Source organism: Providencia sp. TYF-12 (assembly GCF_041344805.1).
Lineage (GTDB): Bacteria > Pseudomonadota > Gammaproteobacteria > Enterobacterales > Enterobacteriaceae > Providencia > Providencia huashanensis.
On record NZ_CP166833.1, the window covers coordinates 637,050 to 663,996 of the forward strand.

Here is a 26,947-nt window from a genome sequence, read left to right on the forward strand (position 1 = left end):
GGTTTATTGGTGCGTTGGAATATATCTTTTTAACTGCCAAAAACCGACCAAAATTGCGATGGATATAACAACGGATAAGATATTCATCACTTGCCACCCTAGAGTGAAAAACAACATACCCGCAGCTAAGCTGCCAATTCCCCCAAAAAAATAAATAAGAAAATCCGTCATTCCTTGTACTTTGGCACGTTCATGTATTTCATAGGTGTGTGGTAGCAGGTTGGTCGTGCTGATAAGAATTAAATTCCATGCTACACCGACAAAAATACCCGCGAAAAGGTAGTTATAAAAATGGTTAGCGAGTAAGTTCATGACAGCAGATAAAATTAATAAAACAATACCGCAGAAAATAATGCGTTTTGCGCCTAAATGATGAATTAATGTGCCCGTAAAGAATGATGGAGCGAACATGCCAAGTACATGAAACTGAAATACAATTGCAATTGAAGAAAAGGGGAAATCATGTTGCTTCATAGATAAAGGAATTGAGGCAAAAGTAAAGACAACAATGGCGTAACCTGCAGCACTAACAATTGCAATCAGCATTAAAATTGGCTGTAAATACAAATCCTTATAGCTACGTTTAACTAAGGTTTTGTCTGTTGTGGACTTAACAGCCTTCTTCAAGGGGACAATTAATAATAAAAGAAAAGCGATAAGATAAATGATGCCTAATGTGATAAATGGGCCAGCAAAAGGGTATTCTGCAAAAAATCCTTGGGTGGTAACCGCTAGGGTTGGGCCAATTAACGCAGCAGCAATGCCCCCACTCATAACAAGCCCAATAGCTTTAGCTCGCAAAGAAACAGGAGCTTCCTCGATTGCCGCAAAACGAAATTGTTGTGCAGTGCCTATTGCAATACCAGTGAAAAATAGCCCGATAGAAAAATAAATTAAGCTACTTTCTAAAACGCCAAGTATAGATAACCCAGCACCAATTAACCCGCCAATGTTGCCAATAATAAATCCTATTTTTCTTGAGTATCTTTGCATTACATAGGCAATTGGGATGGTTGCGAGGATCAAACCAATATACTGGCTTAATAATGGGAGCGTTGCGTAAGTGGGGTTTGTTGCCAATTTTTCTCCAACCACGACAGCAACAGAAAGTACAATGGCATTTCCGGTTATAAACAATGCAAGCGTCGTTGTTAACCACCAAACGGATTTTGGCATAAGCCCTCTCTCAACTAAAAGTTATTAAAATCAAGTAATAAGATATTTTTAATAGGGTAATTCTGTAGAATATTACATAAGGTACTACTTCAAGTTGACTTTAAGTCAAGTCTTAATGCAGGGTAAAAAAGGAAAATTTAATCAAAATTTAATTCTGAGTTTATTGATATACCCAGTTTATTCGTTGGTTTAGGAGGAGTGTGATGTATATCTCATTTGAGATTAGTAGAAATTAAAACGCAAAAAAATGATTGTCATCATCAGAAATTTATGTTTTCTTAAAGAAAGCAAGAACAATAATCAAATAAGTTAAACCAAATAAACTAAACAGGAAAACCCCGTGAACATGACTTTTAATCACTCAAACCTACTACTAACCGCGCCATGTGCCGCGGTGGTCGTGCGTGTGGTGGTGGTCGTGGGCTTAGCGCCGTAACGGGTACAAATCAACGCAGATTTAGAAACCCCGCCGGCGCAAACCGAGCGGGGTTTTTTATTACCTTCCGCTTGGGGTCGCAGGCTAGCAAAGGATAATTATGATGAGCGGATCGGGCACTACATCACCACATAAAACCTGTTTTACAGGGGCAGAGTTAATCGTCTATTTATTAGAAAAACATGGTATTACTATTGTTTCGGGCATTCCTGGCGGGGCGGCTTTACCGTTCTATGATGCTTTAGGGAAAAGTAAGCAAATTCAGCATATTTTGGCTCGTCATGAGCAAGGTGCGGGGTTTATTGCGCAAGGGATCGCGCGTACTACAGGGAAAGCGGCCGTTTGCATTTCTTCAAGTGGTCCGGGCGCGACCAACTTAGTGACCGCCATTGCGGATGCAAAACTGGATTCTATCCCGCTAGTTTGTATTACAGCTCAAGTTTCCTCATCAATGATTGGGACCGATGCATTTCAGGAAGTTGATACCTATGGTATTTCTATTCCTGTCACTAAACATAATTATTTAGTTCGTTCTATCAATGAATTACCCCAAGTTATTTGTGATGCTTTTCGTATAGCAGAGTCAGGGCGCCCGGGACCTGTTTGGATTGATATTCCAAAGGATGTTCAAACTGCCACTATTGAACTGACTGAAATACCAGAAGTATTACCGAAAGATAAAGCGCCAGCATTTGATATGGAAAAAGTTCTGCAAGCAGCTGAAATGATTAATAATGCGAAGCGCCCAGTACTGTATTTTGGTGGTGGGGTTATTAGTTCTGATTCAACAGAAACAGCGATTGCGTTTGCGGAAAAAGCCTCATTACCGACGACGATGACCTTAATGGCGCTTGGCACTATCCCTATGCGACACCCATTATATTTAGGTATGTTAGGCATGCATGCTGCTGCTAGCACAAATATGGTCATGGAAGAGTCTGATTTATTAATTGTTATTGGCGCACGCTTTGACGATAGAGCAATCGGGAAGGCAGAGAAGTTTTGCCCTAATGCAAAAATCATTCATGTGGATATCGATAAAGCGGAAATTAGTAAAATTAAACGACCAGATATCGCCATTCACGCAGATGCAGGGCAGATCTTGGAACTATTATTACCTTTAGTTGAACGTAATGAACGTACTGAATGGGTTAATCAAGTTAGTGAATTGAAAAATAAATACCCATTGGATCTCCGCGAGGCAGACAACCCGTTAAATCATTATGGATTAGTTCTTTCTACTGCGCGGGCTGCGGGTGAAGATGCGATTATCACAACTGATGTTGGGCAACACCAAATGTGGGCAGCTCAGGCTTATCCATTATCGCGCCCTCGCCAATGGCTGACTTCTGGTGGTTTAGGCACCATGGGGTTTGGTTTACCAGCGGCGATTGGAGCCGCCTTAGCCGAGCCAGACAAAACGGTTGTTTGTTTTTCGGGTGATGGCAGCTTGATGATGAATATTCAAGAGCTGGCGACAGCCGCCGAGCACCAATTAAATATAAAAATTGTTTTGATGAATAACCAAGCGTTGGGAATGGTACATCAACAACAGGATCTGTTCTTTGAGAATCGTATATTTGCGGCAGCTTATCCTTATCAAACTGATTTTATTAAGATAGCGGCAGGTTTTGGCTTACAAACGTGTGATTTAAATAATGAAGAAGATCCTGAAATGGCACTGGAAAGGGTGATGAATACCAAAGGCCCTTGTTTGATCCATGTTTTAATTGATGTTAACCAGAAGGTTTATCCAATGGTTCCACCAGGCGCAGCTAACATTGATATGATTGGAGCTTAATTATGGCATTTGAACATCACCCAATAGCTTTAGAGTTAATTGTTCGTAACCATCCCGGCGTGATGTCACATATATGTGGCTTATTCGCACGCAGAGCTTTTAACGTTGATGGCATTCTTTGTATGCCAATTAAAAATAAAGATGAAAGCCGGATATGGCTGTTGGTGCAAAAAGACGAGCGTCTATCACAAATGATTAATCAAGTTGAAAAGCTTGAAGATGTGAGAGAAGTTCGTTTCAGTGACGATTTACGTCTCTTCGAAACCATGCAGAATTATTTGCAGTAATGCTTATCAGCATCTTTTTTAATAGCCTACACAATGCGTGTGGGCTTTTTTATCATGATTAATTTTCAACGTAGTATCATAAATAAGGGTTTCCTAAAGCGAACAAAGGTGATATAAATTTAAGCGGTTATAGAAATAGTTTAGGGAATGAAAAGCGAATACATTCTGCTAAATTGAATAATAAAAGGTACGAAAGTTATGCAGAACAACATTTATCTCACCAATACTTACCAATATGAAGTAGAAACAGTTCTATTAAAACAAGGTAGTGACGAGGAAGGGCACTGGGTTGCACTACAAGATAACATTTTCCATCCACAAGGTGGTGGGCAACCCGCCGATACTGCTTGGGTTAATAATGAGCCCGTTCGTATTAAGAAACACCTAAACGGTTTGATTGTTGCTTATCTCCCTGATGGGATAAATTTAAATTTAGAGAGCACCGTTGTTGCAGCCATTGACGGAGAAAAGCGTCAACGATATGCCGCACTGCATACCGCAGGGCATTTGTTAAACTGGGAATTACGGCGTTTTGGCTGGTTTGCACAAAAAGGGCATCATTTTCCTGATGAATCTCGAGTCGAGTTTTGTATGATGGATGGTGAGGTTGTGCCGTTTGAAAAACTGGATAGTCAATATATTGAAGATATTGTTAATCAAAGCATTAGCAGTGGCCGGAAAGTTGAAATAAAACAAAACGACGAGCTGAGGATCAGTTATATCGACCAAACTGAAGAAATGCCATGCGGAGGAACGCACGTTGGTTCATTGGATAGCATTACGCATTTTTCAATTAAGTCGATGAAATATAAAAAAGGGACGTTGCGCATTAGCTATGATGCACAACATGCCTCGGTTTAAACACCTTCGCTGATATGGGAGTAAGTCATGACTACAGTCGCTTGTAATTCTCCCTCTATGCATAAATAAGAATGTGGAAAATCACCGCTAAATGCATAAAAATCGCCTGCTTCTAGAATGATGTTTTGATCGTTATGCAAACGCAACATTAGTGAACCTGAATTCACCATAATGTGCTCATGGGTTCCACTCATATGCGCAGGGCTATTAATAATAGCCCCTCTTTTCATGGTTAATTGCCAGATTTCGGAGATATTCCCCATACTAATACGGAATTTAAATTGCTGTGAATATTCCTCTTCACTCGAGGACCCTTTGACAAAGTAGGGATAAGCTTCATGTTGGCGTGTAAATAAATCGCTAAGCGGAAAACGCAGCGCGATGGCAATCGATTCTAATGTATCAATACGTGGGTTTGAATCGCCGGATTCTAATTTGGATAATGCGGCTTTTGAGATCCCAGATAGGCGAGATAGTTCATTCAACGAAAGGTTTCTAGCTTGCCTAAGTAAACGGATCTTTTGACCAATTTTTATATTAATTTTTTTATCCACAATATGGCTTTCCCTAAATTCCAATTCATTATGCTAATTCTACATGACTCAGTAGAACTAATCACATATTCTCCATCTTATATTGTATTTAAAGAGGTTATTTTATTTTTTGATATAGTTTTAAAATTTACCCACAAAAAAATAAGGCTATTTAATCTGTCCTAAAAAATTTATAGTGAGAGTATCAAAAATTTTAGGAGTTAAATCAGTATGCCGTTTGGGTTATTAACGCCAGAGATGGCGATTTGTTTTGTGACTTTACTTTTCGCTTATTTGGTTTTTGGTATGGCGGGGTTTGGCTCAGCTCTTATCGCAACTCCTGTGCTGGCTATGTATTTGCCCTTAAGTATGATTGTCCCAATATTAGCGCTAATTGATTTAACTGCGGCCATTTTAAATTTATTTAGAGATGGGAAAAAAGCCGATTATCAAGAGATAAAATGGATAATTCCACTAATGGTAATAGGAAGTTTAATTGGAGCCGCTATTTTATTAAAAACGCGACCGGATATTTTAGTATTATTACTGGGTTTGTTCGTGATCGGTTATGTATTAAACACTTTCTTCTCCAAGAAAGTGAAAACACCATTTTCCAAAGCACTTGTTGTTCCATTCAGTTTAATAGGCGGTATTTTCAGTGCCTTATTTGGTAGTGGTGGGTTTATCTATGCGATGTATTTATCGAGCCGAATTGAAGATAAACAACGTTTTCGTATCACTCAGATGACACTGATTGGCTTTAGTACTCTTACCAGAGTAATCATATTCTTGGTTATGGGTGTTTATCTAAATATTGATATTTTATTGATTGCTTTGGCATTTTCCCCGGCAATGTTAATCGGTATTTGGGCGGGTAGGCATATTACCTTAAAAATTTCCCGTGAAGCATTTTTGAAAATTATTAATATTGTTATTTTAGTCTCAGGAATCGCATTGTTATATCGATATTTTTTTGTTCTTTAGTTCATCTAAGGCATTAAAATAAATAATACAATCTGCTTTTGTAGAGATAAATAGCGGAATATATTAGTCATGCTACAATTGATGAGCTAACTATAGTTTTCATTAGTGGCTTATTGGTTTTTTATTTTAAATAGTTATTTATTCATGGAGTTAAAACCTGTTTCTTTTGAAGAGGAAACGAGTTAAGTTCAAAATGAGCTCTGATAATCAGTTTTTGCAAAATTGTCGTCGTTCCCCGTTTTTCGCTATTTTTACGATCACCATGAGTATTGCTGTTATTGGTATCGTGATCGGGTTAAGTATACCGATGGTCGCGCTTAGGTTACATAATTATGGTGTCAATGAATTGTATATTGGCATTATTTCCGCAGCACCTGCGTTAGGGATGTTTTTAATCGCGCCTGTAGTCCAACGTATTGTGTTATGGTCAGGTAAGCGAAAGGCCATGTTATTGGCAACCATCATTTCTGCTGTGAGTTTATTGCCATTACTCAGTACCTTACCGCTGTGGTTATTATTTCCTTTGCGGCTCGTTACTGGTTTGGCTAGTGGTGTGATGATTTGTTTAGGGGAAACGTGGATCAATGAACTATCCCCAGAAAATAAGCGGGGTCGCATATTGGCGATTTATACGACTGTCTTTACAGTGAGCCAATTACTCGGGCCATCATTTATTGCTTATTATGGCGTGGAAGACAAATCACCATTATTAATTTGTACATTGATCCATTTAATTTCGGTGGCGTTATTTCTTTTGATGGATCAAAAAGTTGGTGATCATTCCGCAGAGGCTGCCGCGAAGTCTAATTTCTCTATTATTCAGTTTGTAAAAATTGCCCCAGGTATTTGCGGTGGGATTTTATTTTTTGCTTTTTTTGATGGCACTATTCTATCTATGTTTCCAATCTATGGGATGGGGATGGGCCACACAGAGGCTGTTGCTGCATTAATGATTAGCGCAATTTTAGCCGGTGATGCGATTATGCAACTGCCGTTTGGCTGGCTAGCTGACCATATGAATAGAGAAAAACTGTATCGAATTTGTGGTGTTGTGACATTAGGTGCAAGTTTTTTACTCCCTTTTTTGATAGACCAACCTTATCTTATTTGGGGGTTGTTGTTTGTTTTAGGGGCAACAGCAGGGGCAATTTACACCATCGCATTAGTCCAGATAGGCCAGTATTTTAAAGGGAATGAATTAATTGTAGCGAATGCTGCCGCCGCTATGCTGTGGGGGATCGGTAATTTATCTGGGCCGCTGTTAGGGGGCATTGCTACATCTATTTCACCTTCAGGCCTACCAGTGTTACTGATTTTATCTACGGCTATCTTTTTATGGTTTACTCGTGAGAAGTACAGTGCTCAATCTATTGAACAATTAACAAATTAATTAATTTAGCGGTGCACTACAGGTAGGGAGTACACCGCTTATCGATTACTCAATAGCTTTATATACCACTAAATTTTCACGATCTTCATCTGGCCTATGATTGTGCCAAAATAACTTCATACCTTGTGGGGCCGGTTTAATTTCTTTTGATAGTACAATTAACCAACGGCATTGTGCGGGGCGCTCAAAACGATCTTGGCGTTGGTGTAAGATACCAGTGTAATAATAGAGCATGGGTGCTTCTGATTCGCCAATATTATCTGAAGCCATACAGTCAGTTGCAGTAAATTGGCCTGCTAAGTGTTGATCTAAATCGACAAAAACTCCCTCAAAACCTTTAGTGTAATCAACCCATCCGAGAAATAAGGTTAAAATCACGCCCCAGACGCAACATAGCCCAAGTAACCAATTTTTCATCATCTGAAATGCAGGTGAAATAGGGTTAGCGATGATTTTATTACGTAAAAACCAAACTAAGGTAATGACTAAGCCACTCACAAAAGCCACTGAGGAAAATGGCATCTGGTAGCTCATCGGTAGCCAGCGACTAAAAGGGCTGAGCCATTCTTGCTGGTGGCCTGTTAATGCTATTAGGTAACAGGCCCAAAGAAATAGAATCAGTAATGACCAGAATATTGCCGCGAAATATGAAATATAACGTAAAATTTTCGCTGGAGCAGCTAAGAGTGTTTGTGTTGCTAAAATCGCCATTGGGGCAATAAATGGGAGCAAATACAAGGCACGACCTGAAGCTGAAAGCTGCAAAAAAACAATGCCTAATAAAGGAAATAGGGTGAGTAAATATTGGTTTTGATTGAATAACCGCTTGATAGGGTGCCTTAAAAAATATGCTGTAGCTAGTAGACCCGAAGGAAAGGCGAACAATAAAACGGCAGCTGGAATACGTGTTAAATTGGCTTTTGCACCTAATTTTTCGACAGAAAACCCGAAAAAGCGACCAATATTGTTTTCCCAAAACCACACCATAAATAAGTCAGGATGCTGCAAGTATAAATGGATAGGCCAAGGTAAAATAGCAACAAGGGCGATTAACCCTGCGGATAAACTGAATAGCCAGAATTGCTTGGTTCTACATTGGCGAATAAAAATAGGGGATAAAATTAAGCAAATCCATAAAACGCCGGGGATGAAAACCCCTTTTGAGAGCATTGTGATTACCGTCCCTAGGGATAACCAAAGGCTAGACATCAACAGTTTCTGTTGCTGTATTAGCCCGAGTAACCCATAAAGGCCGATAGTTGCCCCAGCCATAAGAGCAACATCTGTGAACATATCATGGCTGTGGCGCAGAACCCCTGGGGCACAGGCATAGAGTGCGAAAGCTAACCAAATGCGTGTATCCGTAAAGTCTTTAGCTTGGAAAAAGCGGCGCGCTAAGCATAAAAAGAAAGCGAAATTGAGCGCTGAAAACAGCAAAGTTGCACTACGAGCTGCATCATAAAGGGGCATAAAACCAGAAAATAAATGGGATGTAATAGTAGCAACCCAATAATAAAGCGGAGGTTTTTCCATGAATGGTTCACCCGCATTTGTTGGGACTAACCATTCATTAGTTTCATACATGGTTTGAATAATGCCAAAGCTATAATTTTCATCTTGCTTCCAAGGGCTATGGCTATATATTCCCGGTAATAAATACATTGCGAGGAAACAAATAAAAAGTAGTAAAACACCCCGTTGTAAAGTGATTATTGATGTATTCTTATTTGACATTTTAATATGTTTTTTGTGTTCGTTATTATAAATAAATCAGAATTATAACTATGGTTGACAATAATTGAGTGTATATATATATGAATTATATTCACTCCATGTATGTTTTATTTTCTCAATAAAAACAACGTAAAAAAGCATGTTTAATGGTTTGTATGAAAATTATTCTACCATAAATAAATATTTTTTAAGTTGTTCGTTTTGTAAGAAAATATTCTGTGATTATACCAAGAAAAATAATCACTCTCTTTAAACAAACGCTATATGAAAAGTAATTAGTTATTTTTACTTAAAATAACTACGATGAAAATAAAGGGAATTTTAGAAAGTCCGTTTAAGGCTCAGAGGGGAATAGATATTTTTTATCCTTAAGGAAGTACTTAGCAAAAAAACTGATAAGCCTTTGTTGAATACGAAAGGGGGAATATCAGGGGGATATGCTAAAAACACTTGATCATTAGCCCGTTTTAGAACGATAATTGCCCTCCTCACAATACGTTTTATTCTAATTTCAAAGCCAAACGATTGCGTAACTGTTTTTATAGAGAATTTATTCTCAATTGGTTTTATTTTTTGAAAACGTAATCGTTTACGTCAACGTATGCGTTAGGCGTCAGCACTATTTGAGAGTATTCGTTTACTATTAACAGCAGAGGTACACCATGTCAGGCCAACAGGCGTCATCCAACTGTAAATTGGATTCATTTTTTAAGATAACAGCACGCGGGTCTTCAGTTCGCCGTGAAATCATTGCAGGGCTAACTACATTCTTAGCGATGGTTTATTCTGTCATCGTTGTGCCTGGTATGCTGGGGCAGGCTGGTTTCCCTCCAACCGCTGTTTTTATTGCAACATGTTTAGTGGCGGGGTTTGGTTCTTTGCTGATGGGGCTATGGGCAAATTTGCCAATGGCCATCGGCTGTGCGATTTCATTGACAGCTTTTACTGCATTTAGCTTAGTTTTAGGGCAAAAAATTAGTATACCCGTGGCACTAGGCGCCGTTTTTCTAATGGGGTGTTTATTCACCATTATCTCTGTTACAGGTATTCGTAGCTGGATCTTACGTAATATGCCAATGGGGATTGCCCATGGTACAGGGATAGGTATTGGTTTGTTTTTATTGCTAATCGCAGCAAATGGTGTTGGTTTAGTGATCAAAAACCCAAATGCAGGTTTACCCGTCGCTCTGGGGGAATTTACCTCTTTCCCTGTGTTAATGTCACTTGTTGGGCTAGCGGTTATTTTTGGTTTAGAAAAACGTCGTGTTCCGGGCGGCGTTCTACTGGTGATTATCGCTATTTCAATTATTGGGTTGATTTTTGACCCCGCTGTCCAATATCAAGGTTTCTTTAAATTACCATCATTGGGTGACGATGGGCTATCTCTAGTATTTAGTATGGATATTATGGGGGCTTTACAACCCATGGTATTACCAAGCTTGCTTGCGTTGGTGATGACAGCTGTTTTTGATGCAACAGGGACAATTCGTGCTGTTGCGGGGCAAGCTAACCTTTTAGATAAAGATGGGCAAATTATTGATGGTGGTAAGGCGCTAACTGCCGACTCAGTGAGTAGTATTTTTGCTGGTGCGATCGGTGCATCTCCTGCCGCAGTCTATATTGAATCAGCAGCAGGAACCGCAGCGGGTGGTCGTACAGGGTTAACGGCTGTGGTTGTTGGGGTACTCTTCCTCTTAATTTTATTTTTATCACCATTATCTTATTTAGTGCCTGCTTATGCGACAGCACCTGCGTTGATGTATGTGGGCCTGTTGATGCTAAGTAATGTCTCTAAACTTGATTTTGATGACTTTGTTGATTCAATGTCAGGTTTACTGTGTGCGGTGTTTATTGTTTTAACTTGTAATATTGTGACTGGTATTATGCTTGGTTTCGCCGCATTGGTGATTGGCCGTATTTGTGCGGGTGAATGGCGTAAACTGAATGTGGGAACTGTGATTATTGCGGTGCTTTTAGTGGTATTTTATGCCTCAGGATTAGCTATTTAAGGTTCATAATATTTAAATAAGGCGATCTTATCGCCTTATTTAACGTTTTATATCGATTAATCGCAAAATGGTAATTTTTTCCCCGAAAAATAATTGCTAAGGATAAAATAGATATAAGGCGGTGAACCAAGTGGAAGTCCATAGTTTCCACTCGTTACTGGCTCGATTTGAACAATCATGGTCTGGACGGTGCTATCTCTTACTATGCGGCGGCAGGCAAATTTTAGACTTTGGTCGTCTGGTTAATCAGTAAGGGCAACATGGAAATTTTCTTTACTATTTTGATTCTGATTTTAGCGGTCTCTATTTCTGGAGTTGCCGTTAAAGTTTTACCTATTCGAATTCCGCTTCCCCTCATTCAAATTGCTATCGGTGCATTACTTGCATGGCCTCAATTTGGCTTGCATGTCACTTTTGACCCTGAACTATTTATGGTTCTACTGATCCCACCTTTGCTGTTTGTTGATGGTTGGAAGACACCAACACGTGAATTTTTCCAAAATGGCCGAGAAATTTTTATTTTAGTGTTGGTTTTGGTGTTAGTGACTGTAATCGGCATTGGCTATTTAATTTACTGGTTAATGCCGGGTATACCTTTAATTGCCGCTTTTGCGCTTGCCGCGGTATTGTCACCTACAGATGCCGTAGCGTTATCTTCCATTGTTGGGAAAGGGCGAATTCCTAAGCGGATGATGAGCGTACTTGAAGGTGAAGCTCTGATGAACGATGCTTCCGGTCTGGTTGCATTAAAATTTGCCGTCGCAATTGCGATGGGCACGATGGTGTTTAGCACTTCAGGTGTCACCATTGAGTTCTTCAAAGTCGCTGTGGGTGGTTTACTGTCGGGGATTATCGTTACTTGGCTATACAGTAAATCATTGCGCCTTATGAGCCGTTGGAGTGGCGACGACCCAGCAACACAAATTGTGTTTATGCTCTTGTTACCATTCGCATCATATATGATCGCAGAGCATATTGGTTTTTCAGGTATTTTAGCGGCAGTTGCAGCAGGGATGACCATCACAAAATCAGGTGTGATCCGTAACGCTCCATTAGCGATGAGGTTACGTGCAGATAGCGTTTGGTCAATGCTTGAGTTTGTCTTTAACGGTTTAGTTTTCATTATGTTAGGGCTACAGTTACCGGGTATCTGGGAAACGTCAGTTATCCAAGCAGAACTTGACCCTAGTGTAGAAACGTGGATGCTATTTGCAGCGGTAGCCGTGATTTACTTTGCTTTATTGTTACTCCGTTTCTGCTGGCTGTGGCTAATGAAAAGGTTTAGCCGGTTGTTCTTAAAGAAAAAACCACTGCAATTTGCCAATTATACTGTGCGTGAACTCTGGCTTGCTTCCTTCGCAGGGGTTCGTGGGGCAATTACTTTAGCGGGTGTGCTTTCAATCCCTCTATTTTTAACCGATGGCTCTCCATTCCCTGCTCGTTACCAGTTAATTTTTATTGCTGCGGGGGTGATTCTATTCTCTATTTTTGCTGGGGTTATCGCTTTACCCTTATTACTGCGTAATTTTAAAGTGGGTGATAAGGATGCCGATGCTAACGAAATTCGTATGGCTAAAGCCGCAATGGCTGAAGTCGCGATTGTCAGCTTAAATAAAATGCAAGAGCGTTTATCTGCGGATGTCGAGGAAAAGCTAGATTCCGAAGATATTAGCGAGGTGGCATCCCGTGTGACGGGGTATTTAAGGCGCCGAACGGCTGGGCAGGATGAAATAGAACACAGCTTGCAGATTGAAGACTTGGAGCGTCGTTTCCGTTTAACCGCGCTTCGTGCGGAACGCGGTGAGCTCTATCACTTACGTGCGACGAAGAAAATCAGCAACGAAACGCTACAATCTTTACTGGTTGACTTGGATTTATTGGAAGCTGTATTGATCGAAAAAGAGCATTAAGGCTAAAAAACGAGTATTCTACTCACACCCCTTAAGTTTGAGACAAAATACAGCATTATGTGGTTACTTGTTATTACGACGCTGCTTTGGGCAGCGTCTTTTAGTCTTATAGGCGAATACCTTGCTGGCCAAGTTGACAGTTGGTTTTCGGTATTGGTGCGTGTTGCACTTGCTTCGTTAGTTTTCTTACCTTTCTTACGTTGGCGTCAATTTAGCGTCAAGGTGATTGCTCTGTATATGGCGGTAGGTGCTTGCCAACTTGGGGTGATGTATCTTTTTGTATTCCATGCCTATCAATACCTAACGGTAGCTGAGTTTTTACTTTTTACGGTATTAACGCCGTTATATGTGACGTTGATTTATGATTTGTTAGAACGACAACCACTCCGTAAAGGTTACTTATTTAGCTCACTACTCGCTGTAATTGGTGCTGCTATCATACGTTATGATCACTTAAGTGAATCTTTTTGGTTAGGTTTACTCTTCGTGCAGTTAGCAAATATCTTTTTTGCTATTGGGCAGGTAGGTTATAAGCGGTTGATGGAAATACACCCTATTCCTCAACATCAGGCATTTTCATGGTTTTATCTGGGCGCTACGCTAGTTGCACTGATTGGCTGGTTGTTATTTGGCAATAAATCAATGATGCCAACGACAACGCTTCAATGGGGGGTATTATTGTGGCTTGGCATTGTGGCGTCAGGAATTGGCTACTTTATGTGGAACTATGGTGCCACAAAAGTTGATGCTGGAACCCTTGCTATAATGAATAACATGATGGTTCCAGCAGGGTTATTAGTGAATTTTGCTATTTGGCAACAGCACCCCGATTGGTTGAGCTTTACCATAGGATCGAGCTTGATAATTGCTTCTCTTTGGGTGCATAGGCGTTGGATCCTTTCGCGCCCTTTACATAAGACAAGTTCTCCACAGCATGATCCGTCGCGGTCGCAGTAAAAGCCTCAATGGCTGGCTGGCGCTGCTCCCCCTCACGGCAAGCAGCGTACAGTCGGCTCCATAAACCACTCCCCAGTGTTTTTGTTTTAATCAGACCTTGTTTTTCAAAGGAATCAACCGCCCAGTGAGGGAGCGCTGCTATCCCCATTTTTGCTGCAACCATTTGAATTAAAATTAATGTGTTATCTACATTTTTTACATTGGGTGAGACCCCAGCTGGTTGTAAAAAATGACGCCAAACATCAAAGCGATCCCGTTGTACTGGGTAGATGAGCAGGGTTTCGTCTGCCAAGTCATGGGGCTCAATATACGGCTTTTTGGCTAACGGATGGTCATTGGAGACAATCAGTTTCACTTCATAGTCAAACATAGGTGTGTAGTGTAGGCCTTGCTCTGCCAATATGTCAGATGTCATCACGATATCTAATTCCCTTGAGAGTAACTCCGGCTGGGGGTCGAAAGTGACACCTGATTTAAAATCAACGCTGACTTGTGGCCAAGTTTGCCGAAATTGTTGCAAAGCAGGGGTTAACCACTGAATACAGCTGTGACACTCAATGGCAATACGTAATGCACAAACGCCAGGTTCATTACATACGCGGATCGCATCTTTCACTAATGGCAAGACTTGCTGTGCGAGTTGCAGCAAAACTTCGCCTTGTGGTGTGAAACGTAATGGTTGGCTTTTGCGAATAAATAGCCGAAAACCTAGTCTGTGCTCTAAATCACTAAACTGGTGAGACAGGGCCGACTGTGTCTGGTGCAAGTGGGTCGCCGTTGCAGCTAATGAACCGTATTGGCTGAGCGCTTGCAATGTTTTTAAGTGTTTTAATTCGATCATGAAAAACCTTCACCGTGATAATGAATAATTTGCGCTTGTGCTTTATACAGTACCTGTTGATTATAGATGTGTAAACATCTAGACGGCTAAATATTTTAAGAGGTCAATATGTCTGTTATAAATCATACGCTTGGGTTTCCACGTGTTGGACTAAAAAGAGAATTAAAACGTGCACAAGAAGATTATTGGGCAGGCAAGATTGACCAAGCTGCTCTATTAGACGTCGGTCACGTATTACGCGTTCGCCATTGGGAACAACAAAAAAATGCGGGAGTTGAGCTATTACCTGTTGGTGATTTTGCTTGGTATGACCAAGTACTGACAACCAGCTTACTATTAGGAAATGTGCCTCCGCGTCACCAAAATGAAGATGGTTCAATTGACTTAGATACACTATTTCGTGTCGCTCGTGGTCGTGCACCAACGGGAACACCAGCCCCAGCAGGGGAAATGACTAAATGGTTTAACACCAACTACCACTATATCGTGCCAGAATTTCAAAAAGGGCAAAAGTTCGCATTATCATGGACGCAATTATTTGACGAAGTGGATGAGGCATTAGCGTTAGGTCATAAAGCAAAACCTGTGATTATTGGCCCTATAACTTACCTATGGTTAGGGAAAGTTAAAGGTGGAGCCTTTGACCGTTTATCATTGCTAAATGAATTATTGCCTGTTTATCAGGAAATTCTTTCACGTCTCGCAGAAAAAGGTATTGAATGGGTACAAATTGATGAGCCTGCTTTAGTGTTAGATTTACCTGCGCAATGGCAAGAAGCGTATCAACAGGCTTATCAGGCGCTATCGGGTAACACAAAATTGCTGTTAACCACCTATTTTGATGGTATTAGCCACCATTTAGATTTAATTAAAAGCCTCCCTGTTCAAGGCTTACATGTTGATGTTGTGGCAGGCGCTGATGATATTGAAGAGCTACATAAAGCGCTACCCGCAGATTGGGTATTATCACTCGGTATTATCAATGGGCGTAACGTATGGAAGGCCGATTTAGGTGAAAAATTCTCACGGGTGAAACCGTTATTAGGTCAGCGTAATTTGTGGGTTGGCACCTCATGTTCATTACTGCATAGCCCCATTGACCTGAATGATGAAACCCGTTTAGATACAGAAGTGAAAAGTTGGTTTGCTTTTGCAATACAAAAATGTGAAGAACTCGCTTTACTGACAAAAGCGCTAAATCAACCAACAGAAAATCATATTGCTACACTAGAAACATATAGTGCGCCAATCCGAGCTCGCAAAACATCAACTAGGGTGAATAACGCGGCGGTAGCACAACGTTTAGCGGCTATTCGTGATGGTGATACACAACGTAGTAGCCCGTATTCGCAGCGTGCACAGCGTCAACGTGAGCGCTTTAACCTGCCATTATGGCCAACAACAACCATCGGCTCTTTCCCTCAAACCAGTGAAATTAGAACATTACGCTTAGATTTTAAAAAAGGTAATGTGGATAAAACTTATTACCGCACCAATATTAGCGAGCACATTAAACAAGCGATTAAAGAACAAGAAATTTTAGATATTGACGTGCTAGTTCATGGTGAAGCAGAACGTAATGACATGGTTGAATATTTTGGTGAACATTTTGACGGCTATGTTTTCACCCAAAATGGTTGGGTGCAAAGCTATGGCTCGCGCTGTGTGAAACCCCCTGTCATTATTGGCGATATTAGCCGCCCAGAGGCGATTACAGTGGAATGGGCAAAGTATGCTCAATCGTTAACAGAAAAACCGGTTAAGGGGATGTTGACAGGCCCTGTGACGATCCTCTGTTGGTCTTTCCCTCGTGAAGATGTTAGCCGTGAAACGATTGCGAAACAGATTGCGTTAGCATTACGTGACGAGGTTGATGATTTACAAAAAGCGGGGATTGGCATTATTCAAATTGATGAGCCTGCCTTACGAGAAGGTTTACCACTGCGCAGAGACGAGTGGGCAGATTACTTAAAATGGGCGGTTGATGCATTCAAACTCAGTGCTGCAGTTGCACAAGACAATACTCAAATTCATACCCACATGTGTTATTGCGAGTTTAATGACATCATGGATTCCATTGCTGCATTGGATGCGGATGTGATCACCATTGAAACATCACGTTCGGATATGGACTTGCTAGACGCATTTGAGACTTTCCATTATCCAAATGAAATTGGGCCTGGGGTGTATGATATTCACTCACCAAATGTGCCAAGTGTGGAATGGATTGTCGCGTTGCTGAGAAAAGCGGAAAAACGTGTTCCTGTTGAACGTTTATGGGTTAACCCTGACTGCGGATTAAAAACCCGCGGTTGGTCAGAGACTCGTCAAGCCTTAGCCAATATGGTTCAAGCAGCAAAACAACTGAGAAGTGAGCACTAAAAATAAAGTCAGTAAGTGACAAAGGGCAGGGGGAACCTGCCCTTTTTTATAAAATTAGCACAAAATTTAACTTTAATAATTTAAAAATGCGGTTATATATTTCAGTTACTCTTTGTTGATAATAAAACTAAATGTGAATGCGATTTTTTGCCAAATTAATAGGGAAAACAATATGTTTAAAATACCAATGAAAAAATCATTGTTACAAACAAGTACAGCGGTATTTTTATTAATTTCTATTTGGAGTTCATCGGCTTATGCTATTGACCACATTATTGAAACAACAAATGGAAAAGTCCAAGGTAGTACACAACAGTCGTTAGTCACATGGACTGGTATTCCTTATGGTAAAGCTCCTCAAGGGGAGTTGCGCTGGAAAAAACCAGAACCAGTGAGCCAGTGGTCTGAAACGTTTGATGCGACTAAGCCTGCTCAAAATTGTATTCAAACTAGCCAATCAGGGGCGATAGGTACTGAAGATTGTTTGAATCTTAATATCTATAGGCCTGACGATAATCAGAAAAACCTCCCTGTTTTGTTTTACCTACATGGTGGAAATAACCAAACAGGGACTTCAGCCGAATTTAACCCTCAGTTGGTTGCAACGGAACTAAATGCAGTGATCGTTACCGTCAACTATCGTCTTGGCGCACTCGGTTTTAACCCTCTTCAAGCACTTAACACAGGGGATAAGATAGAAGACTCTGGAAACTACGCGTTATTAGACATTAAGCTTTCACTGGATTGGGTAAAAGAAAATATTGCTGCATTTGGTGGAAACCCAAATAACATTACCGTCTCCGGTTTCTCTGCGGGGGGACGAGATGTTATGGCAATGCTGATCTCCCCAATATTTGAGAACTCATTCAATAAAGCGATTGTATTTAGCGGAGGAATGACAACGGCAAATAAAAACCAAGCAGAACAAATTTTTGCTGACCGATTAGCCAAGTTAGTGGTTCGAGATAATAAAAAACCAACACTAGATTTAGCGAAAGAGTGGCTTTTAAGCGGCTCACCAGATGTTAAAGCGTATCTTTATCAACTCCCAGCCGCAGACCTAGCGACGTTATTTGGCGATGCTGGCATTAGAATGTCACAGTTTCCACACCTGTATCGAGATGGGGTAGTGCTACCTAAAAATGGTTTTGAAACAAACGCATATCACTCAGTCCCCATTATCATGGTCACTGGGCAGGGGGAGTTTTCTTTATTTGCTCGAGGTGATAAGCGTTTTGCGGGGGCAATAGCAGATGGCTCATTAGCGACGAATACTCGCCTTTTGAATCAATATGATTTTGCGAATAAATATGGCAGTTTGTTTTATAGCCTGTTTAATGTGAATCAATCGGCCCAAAAGATGTACCCTCATTACAAGGCACCGATTTATGGTGTGGAATTTAGTTTGGGCAGTGATGAAGTTGTGACGGGCAGCCAACTTGCCCCATTAGGTTCTTTCCATGGTATTTTTTTGGCACTGTGGGATAAAACAAAGTTTAGCCCGTTCACTCAAGAATTGGTTAAATTAGAGGGGACGAAAGATGTCAGACAGAAATTTAATGGCTACTTAGCTAATTTTTTATTGAATGGTGTACCATCGAATAAAGGCCAAATTGAATGGAAGCCTTGGTCACCAGAAAATGAACAAGCAGGGGAATCATTACTTGTTATTAATGCAAATAAAATAAAATCAATTATTTATATGAGTAATAAACCATATCAATACGATGATGTTGTTGCTTTGATTGAGCAAGATAATACGGTAACCCCAGAAGAGAAACAGCAAATAATAACGCAAGTACTTAATGGGCGTTGGTTCAGTGAGCCTTTAGATAAACAGTTTTCTCACAAAGAAACGCAATAGCGTTTTGCTGTCCATAAAATGGTTGATAAGCCTAAAATAAGGTTTATCAACCAGCTAACGCTTAACCAAAGAGTTTTGATTTCAGAAGGTTCATACCAATGGAGGCAAGATCCAAGTTTTCTGGAATTTCTCCATTTGGTGTCGCATTATCGACGAGTTGCGGAAGGTATTTTGCCACTAAATCTGAAGTTGACTGTGCATCAAGGCCGACACTTTGAGCGAGTTCTTGGATATTAACATTGCCAAATACTTGCATTAGCTGGTTATTATCGATAGGCAAGTTCTCACCTTCACTAATCCAAGATGCAATAACACCGCCTAACCCTTGCTCGTTAAACTTTTCAACAACACCGCTTAAGCCCCCTTGGTTTTCAAGCCAATCGATGACTGATTGAAATTGTTGCATTTTATCGCCAGCAACCATTCCCATTACTTGTTCAAATAAACCCATTTTAACTCCTCACAATATGTCAGCTAATGCTTAACAGCTATAGATATAACCCTAGTATGGAACATGACACTAAAAAAGTAGCGGGTTATTTTGGTCGATTTAGCCTTAAGGTCAATAAAAATAACGTACTGAGGACAACTTAGCCTAAAAATATATTTTTCAGCATATTGTAGTGGGACAAATAAACACAACCAGCATCACATTTTTTATCACATTATCCTGTGAATGTCTTTGTAGTGATGTTAAATCATTAATTTATTGTTATTCAGATGGTTATGTCTGTTTTGTTTATTTTTTATATTATTCTTAATGTGACGTTAGTCATGTGTTTGTGAATTTTATTGTGTGAAAATTCACAACAGTCACGAAGATTAACAACATCAGGGGTCATTATGGGAAATTTCGTTAATAATATTGGCGTTATTGGCCTTGGTTCCATGGGAATGGGGATAGCCCAATCTTTAATAAAAAATAATATTTCTACCTATGGATTTGATTTAAACCAAGATGCTTGCCAACGCCTTCTTCGCACAGGGGCAAAAGGCGTTGGGCAAGATGCAGCAGAATTTGCTCATCTCATTGATGCTTTATTACTGGTCGTTGTTAATGGTCGTCAGGTTGAGGCTATTTTATTTTCGGGTGAAAAACCACTCGTGGAGCAGCTACGTCCAGGCACCATCATTGTTTTACACAGCACCTTAGCGGCTGAGCAAACCAAAAGCATTGCTCAACGCCTTGCTGAATACCAGTTACCTCTGGTCGATGCGCCGATTTCAGGGGGCTCCATTAAAGCAGCGGATGGCAAGTTAACCGTTATGGCATCAGGAGCACCTGTATTATTTGAAAAACTATCACACGTGTTCGAAGCAATTTCTGAACGTCTATATCGTGTGGGTGACGAAGTCGGTTTAGGTTCAACAGTAAAAACGATCCACCAGCTATTGGCTGGAGTGCATATTGCGGTTGCTGCGGAAAGCATGGCCTTAGCATCCAAAGCGGGTATTGACCTAGCGGTAATGTACGACATTGTGACTCATGCGGCTGGGAATTCATGGATGTTTGAAAACCGTATGCAACATGTATTAGACGGTGATTATACCCCGAAATCCTCCGTCGATATTTTTGTGAAAGATTTAGGGTTAGTAATGGAAACAGGGAAGGCGCTAAATTTCCCATTACCACTGGCAGCCACAGCTCACCAAATGTTTATTTCAGCTAGCAGTGAGGGGTTTGGGCAGCAAGATGATAGTGCTGTGATCAAAACATTTAAAGGTATTACTTTACCGGAGAAAAAAGCATGACAGTGAAGTTAGGTGTGATCGCCGATGATTTTACCGGTGCAACTGATATTGCAGGTTTTATGGTGCAAAACGGTTGGAAGGTAGTTCAATTATTGAATGAACCTGATGAAAACACAGTGATACCACAAGGTGTTGATGCAATTGTTGTTAGCTTGAAAAGTCGTTCTTGCCCAGTGGATGAAGCAGTCAATGCCTCAGTGAATGCATGCAATTGGCTGAAGAAAAAAGCCCAGTGCCAACAAATTTTCTTTAAATACTGCTCGACATTTGACTCGACAGAAAAAGGAAATATCGGCCCAGTCACTGATGCATTGATGAAACAACTCGGTACGACTCTCGCATTAGTTTGTCCTGCGCTGCCCGTTAATGGTCGAACCGTAGTTCATGGCCACTTGTTTGTTAATGGTCAATTGCTCAATGAAAGCGGTATGCAGCACCATCCAGTTACGCCAATGACTGATGCAAATTTATTACGGGTGATGGAAAAACAGTCAAAAGGTAAGGCGGGTTTAATCAAACTTGCTGACATCCAACAAGGTAGCGAAGCCGTTAAGTCACAATTAACTGAATTAGCCCAACAAGGGGTGAACTATGCCATTGTTGATACCTTGACGATGGATGATCTGTTACCTATCGCACAGGCAGTAAAGACTATGCCTCTATTGACCGGGGGGTCCGGTTTAGGCGCCGCATTAGCAAACATTGATAGCCAATGTGCATGGGGTGAAAACAGCGCTCGAGGTGAAAAGCCAACGGGAACAACTCGGAAAACGGTGATTTTATCAGGTAGTTGCTCGGTTATGACTAATAAGCAAGTACAGGCTTATCAAAAAGTTGCCCCAGCAAAGGCCTTAGATGTTGGTGAATGTTTAGCTAACCCTGAGTATGCAAAGTTGTTAGCTACTTGGGTACAAGAACAGCAAGGTGGAGGGTTAGCACCTTTATTATATGCCACTCAACCACCTGAATTACTGAAAAAAACGCAAGAAAAATACGGTGCAGCAGAGTCCAGCGCAGCAGTTGAAAATGTGTTTGGAGAGGTTGTGAAGTTACTTCAATCACAAGGGTATGACACCTTTATTATTGCTGGTGGTGAAACCTCAGGGAAAGTAGTTCAAAGCCTAGGTACAGAACAATTAAGTATTGGTTCACCAATCGCCCCTGGTGTTCCATGGGTACAAGATTTAGCAAGCGGTAGCTGGTTAGCGCTGAAATCAGGTAATTTCGGCCAAGAAAATTTCTTCCAGTTTGCACAGGAGATGTTTAATGAGTGATGAAAAGGCGCTGCGCCAAGAACTAGTCGATTGGGCTAAGTCAATGTTTAACCGTGGATATAGCAGCGGTGGTGCAGGAAATATTAGTGCTCGGTTACCTGATGGGTGCATTATTGTAACACCCACAAATTCAAGCTTTGGTGATTTAGACCCAAACAGATTGAGCAAATTAGATGCCGAAGGTAACTGGATAGACGGTGATAAACCAACGAAAGAAGTGTCTATGCATATGGCGATGTATTTACAACGCCCTGATTGCCAAGCGGTTGTCCATCTTCATTCCCCTTGGTTGACCGCATTATCTTGTTTGCCGGGGTTGGATACTAAAAACTGCTTACCGCCAATCACCCCTTATTACGTGATGCGAGTAGGTAAATTACCATTAATTGAGTACCTACCTCCGGGGGATGACCGTATTGGTGAGGAAATTGCCAAATTGGCACCGACCCATAACGCGGTATTGTTATCGAATCATGGCCCCGTAGTGGGAGGGAAAACATTAAGACAAGCATTCTTTAATACTGAAGAATTAGAAGATACTGCTCGTCTGTACATCACCTTACGCCCACACGGCTTTACAACATTAACGCAAGAGCAAGTTGAGCAGCTCGAAAGTCGTTATCCACAAAAGTAAGGAAACAGAAATGGCTAAATTTGCGGCAAATTTAAGCATGATGTTTAACGAAGTGCCTTTTATGCAACGTTTTGCAAGTGCAGCGAACGCAGGGTTCAAAGGTGTTGAGTATCTTTTCCCTTACGAAGAAGATGCTAATGCGATTGCCGGTGAACTCAAAAAATACAATTTAACTCAGGCTTTATTTAATATGCCAGCAGGTGACTGGGGAGCGGGAGAGCGCGGTATGGCTTCTATTCCGGGTCGTGAGGCTGAGTTTGCTGAAGGCGTACAAACTGCATTGAAATACGCGAAAGCGTTGGGCTGCAAGCAAGTGCATGCAATGGCGGGTAAAGTGGATGAAAACTTCACACTTGAGCAGCAAAAAGCGTGTTTTATCAAAAACATTCAACATGCTGCGGATGTTATGGCAGAACACGGTATTCGTGTACTGATCGAGCCGATTAATACTCGTGATATGCCGGGGTATTTTTTAACGACTCAAAAGCAAGCCGAAGCGCTATTACCTGAAATTAACCGTGAAAATGTCTTTATCCAGTTAGATTTATATCACTGCCAAATTATGGAGGGTGATTTATTGAAAACGATTGAGCGTTTATGGGGCAAGTTTAGTCATATTCAAATAGCGTCAGTGCCATATCGCCATGAACCGGATAGTGGCGAAGTTAATTATCCATGGATTTTTAAAAAATTAGATGAAATGGGTTACGAAGGTTGGTTAGGATGTGAATATCACCCTGCTGGCCGTACCGAAGATGGGTTAGGCTGGTTAAAACAAGCAAATTCATAATGAGGAAAACCTATGCTTCCTTCTGAGCGTCGTGATTTTATTTATCGTTATGTGCATGAGCACCAAACTGTTTCAATTAGTGATTTAGTTGAGCTAATGAATGTTTCGCATATGACAGTACGACGTGATATCCGCATGTTGGAAGAAAAAGGGAAAGTAACCAGTGTTAGTGGTGGCGTTAAATTAAATGATGCACTACGCCAAGAGCTCCCTTGGAGTGAAAAAGCACGGTTGCATCACCGTCATAAACGTGAAATTGGGCAGTTTGCTAGCTCATTAGTTGAAGATGGGCAAGTTGTGTATCTCGATGCTGGGACGACGACCTTTGAAATTGCACGAGTACTCGGTGAGCGTTTTAATTTAACTATTGTCACTAATGATTTTTCTATCATGCAGTATCTGATGAATAAGTCACAGTTAAACCTGTATCACACCGGGGGGCAGGTAGATAAACGTAACCATTCTTGCGTAGGCAATACCGCGGCAATGATGCTGCAAACGTTAAATGTGGACATTGCGTTTATCAGTACGAGTTCATGGGATATACAGCATGGGGTTTCGACCCCACATGAAGAAAAAGTTCAGATAAAACAGACTCTACTTGATGTTGCTCGCCGTTGCGTGCTGGTTTCAGATAGTAGTAAGTTCGGCAAATATGGCATGTTCCGTGTTTGTCCATTGAATCAATTGCACGACATTATTTGCGATGACCAACTGCCAACGGATGTCGTGCAACGGATAACAGAACAAAACATAAAACTTCATTTAATCAAGACATAAAACATAAATAATCTTACCTAGAACTGCATAGCCAGTTAAAAGGCTATAGCAAGGAGAATTACAATGAAAGTTATTATTACTGGTGGCGCAGGCTTTCTGGGCCAGCAGCTAGCCGCTGCTTTGCTTAAAAATACTCAGGGCTTAAATTTTGACCACCTTGTTTTAGCCGATATTCAGTGCCCTACAGCACCCATTGAGGATGCACGAGTCAGTTGTGTTGCGTTAGATTTAACACAGCCAGGTGCGGCCGATAAACTGATTGATGCGCAAACTGATGTGGTTTTCCACCTAGCAGCTATCGTTAGTAGCCACGCTGAAAGTGATTTTGACTTGGGTATGAAGGTTAACTTCGAAGCAACTCGCCAATTATTGGAAGTTGCACGTGCCAAAAACCCAGCAATCAAATTTATGTTCACCAGTTCGCTAGCAGTGTTCGGCGGAGAATTACCTGAGGTGATCACTGATTTATGTGTGGTTAATCCTCAATCTTCTTATGGCGCCCAAAAAGCCATGTGCGAGCTGATGGTCAATGATTATTCACGTAAAGGTTATGTGGATGGGCGTGTTATGCGTTTACCAACCATTAGTATCCGTCCAGGTGTGCCAAATAAAGCCGCTTCTTCATTCGCGAGTGGCATTATTCGTGAGCCATTAAATGGGATTGAAAGTGTTTGTCCTGTCTCTCCTGATCTCGCTTTATGGTTATCCAGCCCTGAAACAGTTATCAATAATTTTATCCATGCTGTCAGTATTCCAGCAGAAAAATTTGGTAAATCGCGCACAGTCAATCTGCCGGGGATCACCGTTACTGTACAAGGCATGATTGATGCACTGCGTGAAGTTGCAGGGCAAGACGCTGTTGATCTTATCCGATTTGAACCAGATGAAGCTATTAATCGTATTGTGGCTAGCTGGCCGGGTAAATTTGATATCAGCCGTGCTTTGGAACTTGGCTTCCGTGCAGATGGCTCTTTCAGTGATGCGATACGCTCGTTTGTCACTCACCATGGCGCATCCAAGTAGGAGATAAACTATGTCCTATATTCCTGTTATTGGCCTCGCGGTGGCCATATTTGTCCTGATCTTTTTAGTATTACGAACGCGTGTTCATGCGCTGTTAGCGATGCTAATTGCTGCTGCAATCGCAGGTATTTCTGGTGGATTGACAGCAGCAGAGACAGTGACAGTAATTACGAAAGGCTTTGGGTCAACACTCGGTAGCATTGGTATTGTTATCGGACTCGGGGTAATGATGGGAAGGGTATTGGAAGTTTCCGGTGCCGCTGAACAGATAGCCTATAGCTTTATCAAATGGTTAGGTAAAAAACGCGAAGAGTGGGCATTGGCAATTACTGGTTATATTGTCAGTATCCCTATCTTTGTTGATTCTGCTTTCGTCATCTTATATCCATTGGCAAAAGCACTGGCAAAAAACGGTAAGCGCAGCATCTTAACATTAGGAGTTGCACTTGCTGGTGGGCTCGTTGTTACACACCATACTGTTCCGCCAACACCAGGTCCTTTAGGCGTTGCAGGTATTTTCGGTGTTGATGTCGGGGCGATGATCCTTGCTGGGATGAGCCTTGCTCTCCCCTGTGTTATTGGTATTGTTTTTTACGCAAAATGGTTAGGCACTAAATATCCTGAGTTTATGCCAGATGAAACGGGCAGCGAAGATTTAAAAGAAGTTCATGCCCGTTACATGGAAGAAAAAGCAAATAAACCATTACCAAGCTTATTTTTATCATTATTACCGATTATCACGCCAATTTTGCTGATCTTTATTAATGCAATTAATGGCTTGATTTTGAAAACAGCACCATTCCAAGGTATGGAAGGCAATTGGTATTTCCAGACTTTTGAATTCTTAGGTGCGCCGATTATTGCTTTATCAATAAGTGTATTGATCTCTGTATACACATTAATGCCAAAAGCAACGAAAGAAGAAGTCATTGACCGTATGGAAGAAGGCTTGCAATCGGCGGGGATCATCCTATTAGTTACTGGTGCTGGTGGTGCATTAGGTGCGGTGTTACGTGATAGCGGAACAGGGAACATTCTTGCTGAGCATGTTGCTAACTTGCCTATTACACCTGTATTAATTCCGTTTATTATCGCGACATTGGTTCGTTTGATCCAAGGCTCTGGTACAGTTGCAATGATCACAGCAGCATCTATTTCTGCGCCGATCATTAGCCAAATACCCGATATTAACTTATTAGTTGCGGCGCAAGCGGCAACAATGGGGTCTCTGTTCTTCGGTTATTTCAACGACAGCCTATATTGGGTTGTGAACAGAATGATGGGAATAAAGGACGTTAAACAACAAATTATTGTTTGGTCTATCCCTACCACTATTGCGTGGGGTATAGGTTTAGTTGGTGTCCTTATCCTTGATGTAGTTCTCTAACATAGCGTTATTATTTTTAGTTCTGCCAAATAATCAAAGCGCCCAGCTATTAGGGGCGCTTTTTGTGGTTATGACAAACTTTCATCTATACTGGTATCAACGGATTTTAAATAGACATAGCGCAAATATTAATTTGTGATGA

The 26,947-nt window shown here is 41.0% G+C and carries 23 protein-coding genes; 18 read left to right on the forward strand and 5 right to left on the reverse strand.

The features are described from left to right. Positions 1–3: 3 nt before the first annotated feature. Complete coding sequence (locus ABE954_RS02755) at positions 4–1,176, reverse strand: MFS transporter (RefSeq protein WP_042848852.1); 1,173 nt, start codon at positions 1,174–1,176, stop codon at positions 4–6. Between the two features lie 346 nt (positions 1,177–1,522). Between ABE954_RS02755 and ivbL the strand changes: the two genes are divergently transcribed. The 4 genes from ivbL (at position 1,523) to ABE954_RS02775 (ending at position 4,561) form a co-directional block, all read left to right on the forward strand. Next, positions 1,523–1,612 carry an ilvB operon leader peptide IvbL gene (gene ivbL / locus ABE954_RS02760; protein WP_105880933.1) on the forward strand — a complete coding sequence of 30 codons (90 nt, stop codon included), beginning with the start codon at positions 1,523–1,525 and terminating at the stop codon, positions 1,610–1,612. A gap of 103 nt (positions 1,613–1,715) precedes the next feature. Then, positions 1,716–3,413 carry an acetolactate synthase large subunit gene (gene ilvB, locus ABE954_RS02765; protein WP_042848851.1) on the forward strand — a complete coding sequence of 566 codons (1,698 nt, stop codon included), beginning with the start codon at positions 1,716–1,718 and terminating at the stop codon, positions 3,411–3,413. A gap of 2 nt (positions 3,414–3,415) precedes the next feature. Beyond that, positions 3,416–3,700: an acetolactate synthase small subunit gene (gene ilvN, locus ABE954_RS02770; protein ID WP_042848850.1), complete on the forward strand. Its 285-nt coding sequence runs from the start codon at positions 3,416–3,418 to the stop codon at positions 3,698–3,700. Between the two features lie 198 nt (positions 3,701–3,898). Beyond that, positions 3,899–4,561: a hypothetical protein gene (locus tag ABE954_RS02775; protein ID WP_371025720.1), complete on the forward strand. Its 663-nt coding sequence runs from the start codon at positions 3,899–3,901 to the stop codon at positions 4,559–4,561. On the opposite strand, the gene ABE954_RS02780 is transcribed toward ABE954_RS02775, so the two are convergent. Then, a complete protein-coding gene (locus ABE954_RS02780) occupies positions 4,558–5,115 on the reverse strand; it encodes a helix-turn-helix transcriptional regulator (RefSeq protein WP_042848848.1) in 558 nt (185 codons plus the stop codon). The two genes, ABE954_RS02775 and ABE954_RS02780, sit on opposite strands and share 4 nt — an antisense overlap. Before the next feature lie 210 nt (positions 5,116–5,325). Here ABE954_RS02780 and ABE954_RS02785 point away from each other — a divergent pair, with 210 nt between their 5' ends. Continuing rightward, positions 5,326–6,078 (forward strand): sulfite exporter TauE/SafE family protein, encoded by a 753-nt coding sequence (locus ABE954_RS02785; RefSeq protein ID WP_042848847.1) that lies wholly within the window; start codon positions 5,326–5,328, stop codon positions 6,076–6,078. A 193-nt stretch (positions 6,079–6,271) separates the two neighbouring features. Continuing rightward, positions 6,272–7,468 carry an MFS transporter gene (locus tag ABE954_RS02790; RefSeq protein WP_272663790.1) on the forward strand — a complete coding sequence of 399 codons (1,197 nt, stop codon included), beginning with the start codon at positions 6,272–6,274 and terminating at the stop codon, positions 7,466–7,468. Positions 7,469–7,513: 45 nt separating this feature from the next. On the opposite strand, the gene ABE954_RS02795 is transcribed toward ABE954_RS02790, so the two are convergent. After that, positions 7,514–9,202, reverse strand: coding sequence for a glycosyltransferase family 39 protein (locus ABE954_RS02795; RefSeq protein ID WP_166685919.1), 1,689 nt, complete (start codon positions 9,200–9,202; stop codon positions 7,514–7,516). A 662-nt stretch (positions 9,203–9,864) separates the two neighbouring features. On the opposite strand from ABE954_RS02795, the gene ABE954_RS02800 reads away from it, so the two are divergent. From ABE954_RS02800 to ABE954_RS02810, 3 genes are all read left to right on the forward strand, one after another. Beyond that, the gene (locus tag ABE954_RS02800; RefSeq protein ID WP_042848844.1) at positions 9,865–11,211 is read left to right on the forward strand and encodes an NCS2 family permease; all 1,347 of its coding nucleotides are present in this window, start codon (positions 9,865–9,867) and stop codon (positions 11,209–11,211) included. 260 nt (positions 11,212–11,471) lie between these two features. Beyond that, entirely contained in the window at positions 11,472–13,121 is a 1,650-nt protein-coding gene (locus ABE954_RS02805; RefSeq protein WP_048608641.1) for a Na+/H+ antiporter, read from the forward strand. A 57-nt stretch (positions 13,122–13,178) separates the two neighbouring features. After that, positions 13,179–14,078, forward strand: a complete 900-nt coding sequence (locus ABE954_RS02810; protein ID WP_187550701.1) for a carboxylate/amino acid/amine transporter — start codon at positions 13,179–13,181, stop codon at positions 14,076–14,078. Here the strand turns inward: ABE954_RS02810 and metR are convergent. Then, positions 13,963–14,919, reverse strand: a complete 957-nt coding sequence (metR, locus tag ABE954_RS02815) for an HTH-type transcriptional regulator MetR (protein ID WP_042848842.1) — start codon at positions 14,917–14,919, stop codon at positions 13,963–13,965. The two genes, ABE954_RS02810 and metR, sit on opposite strands and share 116 nt — an antisense overlap. 108 nt (positions 14,920–15,027) lie before the next feature. On the opposite strand from metR, the gene metE reads away from it, so the two are divergent. Together metE and ABE954_RS02825 are read left to right on the forward strand one after the other, a co-directional pair. Beyond that, the gene (metE, locus tag ABE954_RS02820) at positions 15,028–17,301 is read left to right on the forward strand and encodes a 5-methyltetrahydropteroyltriglutamate--homocysteine S-methyltransferase (protein ID WP_166687283.1); all 2,274 of its coding nucleotides are present in this window, start codon (positions 15,028–15,030) and stop codon (positions 17,299–17,301) included. Between the two features lie 172 nt (positions 17,302–17,473). Beyond that, on the forward strand, positions 17,474–19,165 hold the full coding sequence (locus tag ABE954_RS02825) for a carboxylesterase family protein (RefSeq protein ID WP_226619202.1): 1,692 nt from the start codon (positions 17,474–17,476) through the stop codon (positions 19,163–19,165). 61 nt (positions 19,166–19,226) lie between these two features. Here the strand turns inward: ABE954_RS02825 and ABE954_RS02830 are convergent, their stop codons facing one another. Continuing rightward, positions 19,227–19,616 (reverse strand): YidB family protein, encoded by a 390-nt coding sequence (locus ABE954_RS02830; RefSeq protein ID WP_048608635.1) that lies wholly within the window; start codon positions 19,614–19,616, stop codon positions 19,227–19,229. A 392-nt stretch (positions 19,617–20,008) separates the two neighbouring features. Between ABE954_RS02830 and ltnD the strand changes: the two genes are divergently transcribed. The 7 genes from ltnD (at position 20,009) to ABE954_RS02865 (ending at position 26,805) form a co-directional block, all read left to right on the forward strand. Beyond that, positions 20,009–20,917 (forward strand): L-threonate dehydrogenase, encoded by a 909-nt coding sequence (gene ltnD / locus ABE954_RS02835; RefSeq protein WP_042848839.1) that lies wholly within the window; start codon positions 20,009–20,011, stop codon positions 20,915–20,917. Then, positions 20,914–22,191, forward strand: coding sequence for a 3-oxo-tetronate kinase (otnK, locus tag ABE954_RS02840; protein ID WP_042848838.1), 1,278 nt, complete (start codon positions 20,914–20,916; stop codon positions 22,189–22,191). The genes ltnD and otnK overlap by 4 nt, the downstream gene beginning before the upstream one ends. Next, positions 22,184–22,825, forward strand: a complete 642-nt coding sequence (locus tag ABE954_RS02845) for an aldolase (RefSeq protein ID WP_042848837.1) — start codon at positions 22,184–22,186, stop codon at positions 22,823–22,825. Before otnK ends, ABE954_RS02845 begins: the two co-directional genes overlap by 8 nt. A 10-nt stretch (positions 22,826–22,835) precedes the next feature. Next, the gene (gene otnI / locus ABE954_RS02850; protein ID WP_042848836.1) at positions 22,836–23,615 is read left to right on the forward strand and encodes a 2-oxo-tetronate isomerase; all 780 of its coding nucleotides are present in this window, start codon (positions 22,836–22,838) and stop codon (positions 23,613–23,615) included. 12 nt (positions 23,616–23,627) lie between these two features. Continuing rightward, positions 23,628–24,395 carry a DeoR/GlpR family DNA-binding transcription regulator gene (locus ABE954_RS02855; protein ID WP_042848835.1) on the forward strand — a complete coding sequence of 256 codons (768 nt, stop codon included), beginning with the start codon at positions 23,628–23,630 and terminating at the stop codon, positions 24,393–24,395. Positions 24,396–24,458: 63 nt separating this feature from the next. After that, complete coding sequence (gene denD / locus ABE954_RS02860; RefSeq protein ID WP_371025721.1) at positions 24,459–25,418, forward strand: D-erythronate dehydrogenase; 960 nt, start codon at positions 24,459–24,461, stop codon at positions 25,416–25,418. Positions 25,419–25,428: 10 nt separating this feature from the next. Beyond that, a complete protein-coding gene (locus ABE954_RS02865) occupies positions 25,429–26,805 on the forward strand; it encodes a GntP family permease (protein WP_042848833.1) in 1,377 nt (458 codons plus the stop codon). Positions 26,806–26,947: the final 142 nt, after the last annotated feature.